The following is a 6288-nucleotide window of genomic DNA, read 5'->3' as shown; positions in this document are numbered from 1 at the left end:
GGCCGATCCCGCGCTGGCGCCCGGTGCGGCGCTGGTCGCGGGGCTGCCGCGACCGTCCGGGGACCGGCGGAGCTGGCTCGGACTGGGCGGTTTCCTGTTCACCCTCTCCGACGGCACGATCGTGGTGCGTCGCGTTCTGCTGAAGAACGGGACGTCCCGGAAGGTGGCCGAGGGTTTCATTCTGGTGAGCTATGTGGCCGCACAATTGCTGCTGGTCGAAGGCATGCTCGCGTCCCGCCGGGCCTGAGTGGCCGGTGGACGTTCAGGGGCTGGGACGTTCAGGGGCTGGGACGTTCAGGGGCTGGGGACGTTCAGGGGCACAGCACGATCCGGTCGCGATTGTTCGGATCGACGCGGATGGTGACCACGCGGCCCGGTTCGAAGGACTGGGCGAACTCTGGGGTCACCTCGTAGACCACCCGCCCGCGATACGACTCGGAGCCGGGGACGGTCAGGTCGAGATCGAGTTCGGTGATTTCGCCGTTGTCGACGGTGTGTGCGATCGGTTTCGCCGAGCGGATCGTCGCCCACCCCTCGAGACCGTGCCGTTCCAGTCGGCGGTCGCTGCGGGACGGGCGCGCCGCGACGATCATGGCCAGGCCGAGTGCAGCGCCGTAGGCGCAGACCAGGAAGACCACCTGGAAACCGATGGTGCCCTCGGCGGAGGTGCCGAGGAAGTAGGTCAGCCACAGCGCCAGCACGAGGATGTATCCGCCGGTCACGACGACGACGGCACGGGCGACACGCTGGTGGTTCATCATTTTCCTCCGCCACCCAGGATAACCCGCGCGCACGGCGGTGCCGGGGCGGTCGGGTGGGACGCCCCCGACCGGCCGATAGAGTGACATCCGGATCGTCGAAAGGGAGTTGTGTGAACGTGCGTCGGGTGGCGTCGATCGGTGTGCTGACGATGGGGGCGGTGCTGCTCGCCGGTTGTGGGGGAGGGGACGAGGGGACGCCGACGGAATCCGTTGCGGCGTCGGCACCGGCCGCCACGACGACGACGAGTCTGCCTGCGCCGACTACGACAGTCGCGCCGACGACCACGGCCGAGGTCACCACCACTACCGTCGCGCCGGCCGAGCCCGCACCGCAGACCGTGCTGGTCGACGTGCCCTACGAGCGCAACGAGTCGTACTACTTCACCAGCCCGGACGGGCAGTTCCACTGCGGCATCATCAAGCTGCCCACCCGCAGCGAAGCCGGATGCGAGGGCACCACCGATCCGGTCCCGCCGCGACCCGACGATTGTGTTGTGAACTGGGGCAACGGTATTCGCGTCGAGAACGAGGGCGAGGGTGCGTTCATGTGCTCCGGCGGGCCGGTTTACCTGTCGGGCGACGGCACCGCCGCCCTGCCCGCCGGTTCGACGCTGTCGAAACTCGGGTTCTCGTGCACCACCACCGACGCGGACGTCACCTGCCGCAACGACGACACCGGGCACGGTTTCACGGTCGCGACCGGATCGAACGAGACGTTCTGACCGTGGCCGATGTCGATGACGGCGCCGGGCCGACCGAGTGGGGCGAGCACCGTCACGGGGTCGGTCCCTGGATCGAGGAATTCGGTACCGAACCTCCCCCCGATCCGCGTTTCGACCCGGAACTGCTCGCGCACGGCGACCGCCGCAACGTGGTCGACGCCTACCGCTATTGGACGCGCGAAGCGATCGTCGCGGACATCGATGCGCGACGGCACCCACTGCATGTGGCGATCGAGAACTTCGAACACGACGCCAACATCGGCACGGTCGTACGCACCGCCAACGCGTTCGCCGCGGCGACCGTGCACATCGTCGGCCGTCGCCGCTGGAATCGTCGGGGCGCCATGGTGACCGACCGCTATCAGCATCTGATGCATCATCCCGATGTGGACGCGCTGATCGACTGGGCGGCGGACCGCAATCTCGGGATCGTCGCGGTCGACAACACGCCGGGTTCGGTGCCGTTGGAGAGTGCGGAACTGCCGTATCACTGCCTGCTGCTGTTCGGGCAGGAAGGCCCCGGGGTCACCGAGCGTGCGCGCCAGGTCGCGGCGTCGACGGTGTCCATCGCCCAGTTCGGTTCGACCCGCAGTATCAACGCCGGGGTCGCCGCGGGAATCGCGATGCACGCGTGGATTCGTCAGCATGCGGACCCGACACGCGCATGGTGACGAGCGCGCCGACCGGTGAAGATGCCGCAATCGGGTGTCGCCACCGTCGTGAAGTGAGGATGATCGACGTCATGCCGGAACTGTGGGCCGAGCGGGCCGCCGCTGCCGAGGCTGCCGTCGAGTCCCGGCACGTGTGTCGGTTGTGGGGGTTGCCCGGCACGGCGATGGGAGTGGTCGGTTGGCCCGCGATCCGCCGTGAACGGTTGTTCCTCACGTGGCACTACTGGTGGCAGGCGCACCTGATCGACCTTGCGGTCGACGCCGCGGAACGTGAGCCGACGCCGCGGCGGCGGCGCCGCGTGGTCCGGTTGACCCGCACCCATCGCATCCGCAACATCAGCGGGTGGACCAACAACTACTACGACGACATGGCCTGGCTCGGGCTCGCGCTCGAACGGGCGCAACGACTCCTGTTGGTCGATCATCGGGACGGCATCGGAGATCTGGAGGCCACGCTGTTCTCGGCGTGGCAGCCCGAGCGCGGCGGTGGACTGCCGTGGCGCAGGCACGACACCTTCTACAACGCCCCCGCCAACGGGCCGGCCGGAATCCTGCTGGCCCGAACCGGCAAGGTGTGGCGTGCACAGGAGATCGCGGACTGGATCGACGAGACCCTCAAGGACCCCGGAACCGGCCTGATCTTCGACGGCATCCGGAACGGTGAGATCGAACGCGCGATCTACAGCTACTGCCAGGGTGTGGTGCTCGGACTCGAAACCGACCTGGCCGTCCGCATCGGTGACGACCGGCATCGCACGCGAGTGCATGCGCTCGTCGACGCTGTCGACCGTGAACTCGCCGAGGCCAGCGTCGTCACCGGCGGCGGTGGGGGCGACGGTGGATTGTTCAACGGCATTCTCGCGCGGTATCTCGCGATGGTCGCGACGAGCCTTCCGGTCCGGGACATCGACGACGAACGCGCGCGCAACACCGCGGCGCGCCTGGTGCTGATGTCCGCGGACGCGGCATGGGACAACCGACTGCAGATAGAGGAACTGCCCTTGTTCGGCCGGGACTGGTCGGTGCAGGCGCGGCTGCCCGGAACCGGCCGCGCCGTCGCGCAGTTCTCCGGCGGCACCGTCCGCGAATCCGAGATCGCCGAGCGGGATCTGTCGGTGCAACTCGGTGGGTGGATGCTGATGGAGGCGGCGCACGCGGTCGCGGCCGACCGGGCTGCGCGTTCGTCGCAACCGTGACCGAGGGCGGTTCAGTGCCCGTGTTCGATGCGGGAGCGGTGCCGTCGGACGGCGTCCCGGTTCGCGCAGCGCACCGAGCAGTATCGTTGCCTGCCGTTGCGGGTGATGTCGACGACGACCGCCGTGCAGGGATCCCCGTCGCTCTGCCCGGCGGCGCAGCGGCCGAGCCGGTGCATGCCGCGGGTGGTGAGGTGCAGCGCGGTACCGACACTGATGACGGACCGCAGCACGTCGGGGAGCAACTCTCCTTCCCGGTAGTGCAGGTGCCATCCCTCGCCGTCGTGGTCGGTCAGCCGGGGGTAGGCGGCGGCCGCCGCCATCTGGTCGTTGAGCAGTCGTGCTCGCTGTTCCGGCTCGGTGGCGTCGACGACCGTCAACCACTCGTCGATCACCGACCGGACGCGGGGGTGATCGTCGGGTGCCTCGGGAAAGTCCATCGTCATGCCGACGTCGCGTGTGCGCGCCACGATGTCGGAACGCGCGGCGGGCCAGTCGTTCGCCAATGACGCCGCGAGCACGACCGCATACTCGCCGTAAGGGTTGAGATGCATAAGAGCATTACATCATCGTGGTGTGCATGACCACCTGTGAAGCACGAAACCAACACGAACCCGCCGTCGAATCCCACGCGCATTCCTGGTGCGTGGAATCACGGCACGCGACCTCGATCGGCGAGGTCCGCTACCTGCGGTGCGCCGGATGCGGGGCACGGCGCATCGATCTCCACGAGCGCGTCCACACTCCCGCTGTCGAACTCAGCGGGCCGTTTGCACCCGTGAACTCCTGCCACCGAACGCACGATGCCCCTCCCGCACAGGAAGGGGCAGCGCGTGCGTTGGATATCAGCGTTCGGAGTGGCCCGGGGTCGGAATCGGGGCGGTGACGGCGGTCGCATCGTCGGTGCGCCGAGGCTCGTCGGCGAATGCCGAAGTGTCGATGACCAGGGTTTTCTCGTTGTCGGAGAGCTCCGCGGCGTTGTTCGTGGCGGTGTTGTTCGTGGCGGTGCTGTTCGGTTCGGTGCCGGTCGGGGCGGTGCCCTCGGATGCGGCGCCGCCGCGGCGCGACGCGAGGAACCGCTTGCCGATCTCGATCAGGATCGGCACGACGGAGATGAACACGATGAGCAGGAAGATCAGGTCGACGTTGTCGCGGATGAACCCGATCTGCCCGAGCAGGTAACCGAGCAGGGTGACACCGGCACCCCACAACACTCCACCGATGACGTTGTAGGTGATGAACACCCGGTACGGCATTTTCGCGGCACCGGCGACGAGCGGTGCGTAGGTGCGGACGATCGGGACGAACCGCGCCAGCACGATCGTGACCGGCCCGTGCCGCAGGAAGAACGCGTGCGATTCGTCGATGTACTGCTTCTTGAAGATCTTCGCGTCGTTGCTCTTGAACAGGGCGGTGCCGCCCTTCGTGCCGATGAGGTAGCCCACCTGGTCACCGAGGATCGCCGCGATCGGGATCGTCACGAGCAGCACCCACAGCGGCGCGAACGCGTCGACGTCCGTGGACTTGCCTGCGACAACGAGGCCGGCGGTGAACAACAACGAGTCGCCGGGAAGTAGGGGGAACAACAGGCCGGATTCGATGAACACGACCAGCAGCAGGCCGACCAGCACCCAGGTGCCGAACGAATTGAGCAGATTGACCGGATCCAGGAATCCCGGTAGCAAGGCCAGATTGGTCACGGATTCCGAGGCTTCCAACACAGTCACGGTCACCAGAGTACCGGCGGTACGCGCACCGGCCGGGTCCGGTGCTGCCCGGACGGGTTGTTCCGGTACGAGCAACAGGACCCAACTGTGCAGTTCCCGTGACTGTTGACATACTGCTGGGACAACCCTTGCGCCTGCCACTACCACAGGTAGGCGACAACATCTCATCTGGAGGACAGCCGCTGTGCCTATCGCGACTCCCGAGGTCTACGCCGAGATGATCGCCCGCGCGAAGGAGCACTCCTTCGCGTTTCCCGCGATCAACTGCACGTCGTCCGAAACCATCAACGCCGCTATCAAGGGCTTCGCGGACGCCGGTAGCGACGGCATCATCCAGTTCTCGACCGGTGGCGCCGAGTTCGGTTCCGGTCTGGGCGTGAAGGACATGGTGACCGGCGCGGTCGCGCTCGCCGAGTTCGCGCACGTCATCGCCGACAAGTACGGCGTCACCATCGCCCTGCACACCGATCACTGCCCGAAGGACAAGCTCGACACCTTCGTACGCCCGCTCATCGCGATCTCCCAGGAGCGCGTGAACGCAGGCCGCAACCCGCTGTTCCAATCGCACATGTGGGACGGCTCGGCCGTGCCGATCGACGAGAACCTCGAGCTCGCGCAGGAACTCCTCGCTTCCGCACGGGCCGCGAAGATCATCCTCGAGATCGAGATCGGTGTCGTCGGCGGTGAAGAGGACGGCGTCGAGAACGCCATCAACGACAAGCTCTACACCACCGTCGAGGACTTCGAGAAGACCGTCGATGCGCTCGGCGCGGGTGAGAAGGGCCAGTACCTGCTCGCCGCGACATTCGGCAACGTGCACGGCGTCTACAAGCCGGGCAACGTCAAGCTCAAGCCGTCGGTTCTCGCCGAGGGTCAGGCTGCCGCGTCGGCGAAGCTGGGTCTTGCGGCCGGCTCGAAGCCGTTCGACCTGGTCTTCCACGGCGGTTCGGGTTCGCTGAAGTCCGAAATCGAGGAGTCGCTGAGCTACGGCGTCGTGAAGATGAACGTCGACACCGACACGCAGTACGCGTTCACCCGCCCCATCGCAGGCCACATGCTCGCGAACTACGACGGTGTGCTCAAGGTGGACGGCGAGGTCGGCAACAAGAAGGTCTACGATCCGCGCAGCTACCTCAAGAAGGCCGAGGCGTCGATGACCGCCCGCGACGTCGAGGCGTGCAACGACCTGAAGTCGGCCGGCCGTTCGGTGTCGG

7 protein-coding genes and 1 pseudogene are annotated in these 6288 nt (G+C 67.1%); 5 read left to right on the top strand and 3 right to left on the bottom strand.

Annotated elements, in window-relative coordinates:
- Positions 1–247 (top strand): lysoplasmalogenase family protein (locus WAX14_RS01105; RefSeq protein WP_422626252.1); only part of this gene is annotated, 247 nt, incomplete at its 5' end.
- A gap of 64 nt (positions 248–311) precedes the next feature.
- Here the strand turns inward: WAX14_RS01105 and WAX14_RS01100 are convergent.
- A complete protein-coding gene (locus WAX14_RS01100) occupies positions 312–758 on the bottom strand; it encodes a hypothetical protein (RefSeq protein ID WP_422626251.1) in 447 nt (148 codons plus the stop codon).
- Positions 759–871: 113 nt separating this feature from the next.
- Here WAX14_RS01100 and WAX14_RS01095 point away from each other — a divergent pair, with 113 nt between their 5' ends.
- The 3 genes from WAX14_RS01095 to WAX14_RS01085 all read left to right on the top strand — a co-directional run bounded on the left by WAX14_RS01095 (position 872) and on the right by WAX14_RS01085 (position 3350).
- A complete protein-coding gene (locus WAX14_RS01095) occupies positions 872–1483 on the top strand; it encodes a DUF6636 domain-containing protein (RefSeq protein ID WP_422626250.1) in 612 nt (203 codons plus the stop codon).
- Positions 1484–1485: 2 nt separating this feature from the next.
- Positions 1486–2154: a TrmH family RNA methyltransferase gene (locus WAX14_RS01090; protein WP_422626249.1), complete on the top strand. Its 669-nt coding sequence runs from the start codon at positions 1486–1488 to the stop codon at positions 2152–2154.
- 71 nt (positions 2155–2225) lie between these two features.
- Positions 2226–3350 carry a glycoside hydrolase family 76 protein gene (locus tag WAX14_RS01085; protein ID WP_422626253.1) on the top strand — a complete coding sequence of 375 codons (1125 nt, stop codon included), beginning with the start codon at positions 2226–2228 and terminating at the stop codon, positions 3348–3350.
- 11 nt (positions 3351–3361) lie between these two features.
- Here WAX14_RS01085 and WAX14_RS01080 read toward each other — a convergent pair whose 3' ends face one another.
- Together WAX14_RS01080 and WAX14_RS01075 are read right to left on the bottom strand one after the other, a co-directional pair.
- The gene (locus WAX14_RS01080; RefSeq protein ID WP_422626248.1) at positions 3362–3901 is read right to left on the bottom strand and encodes a CGNR zinc finger domain-containing protein; all 540 of its coding nucleotides are present in this window, start codon (positions 3899–3901) and stop codon (positions 3362–3364) included.
- 453 nt (positions 3902–4354) lie between these two features.
- Positions 4355–5074 (bottom strand): annotated as a pseudogene (locus WAX14_RS01075) (VTT domain-containing protein); the annotation flags it as partial.
- Positions 5075–5258: 184 nt separating this feature from the next.
- Here WAX14_RS01075 and fbaA point away from each other — a divergent pair.
- Positions 5259–6288, top strand: a 1030-nt coding sequence (fbaA, locus tag WAX14_RS01070; RefSeq protein ID WP_422626247.1) for a class II fructose-bisphosphate aldolase, incomplete at its 3' end; no start/stop codon positions are given.

The organism is Rhodococcus sp. (in: high G+C Gram-positive bacteria) (assembly GCF_049299235.1).
In the GTDB taxonomy this organism is placed as follows: Bacteria; Actinomycetota; Actinomycetes; order Mycobacteriales; family Mycobacteriaceae; genus Rhodococcus.
Note: the sequence above shows the minus strand (reverse complement) of the source record. Positions and strands in the feature narration are given on the sequence as shown.

What these genes read in the sequence shown, in the direction of transcription:
- WAX14_RS01085 (WP_422626253.1), top strand. Translation starts at nt 2,226, where the DNA reads ATGCCGGAACTGTGGGCCGAGCGGGCCGCCGCTGCCGAGGCTGCCGTC.
- WAX14_RS01080 (WP_422626248.1), bottom strand. Translation starts at nt 3,901, where the DNA reads ATGCATCTCAACCCTTACGGCGAGTATGCGGTCGTGCTCGCGGCGTCA.
- WAX14_RS01100 (WP_422626251.1), bottom strand. Translation starts at nt 758, where the DNA reads ATGAACCACCAGCGTGTCGCCCGTGCCGTCGTCGTCGTGACCGGCGGA.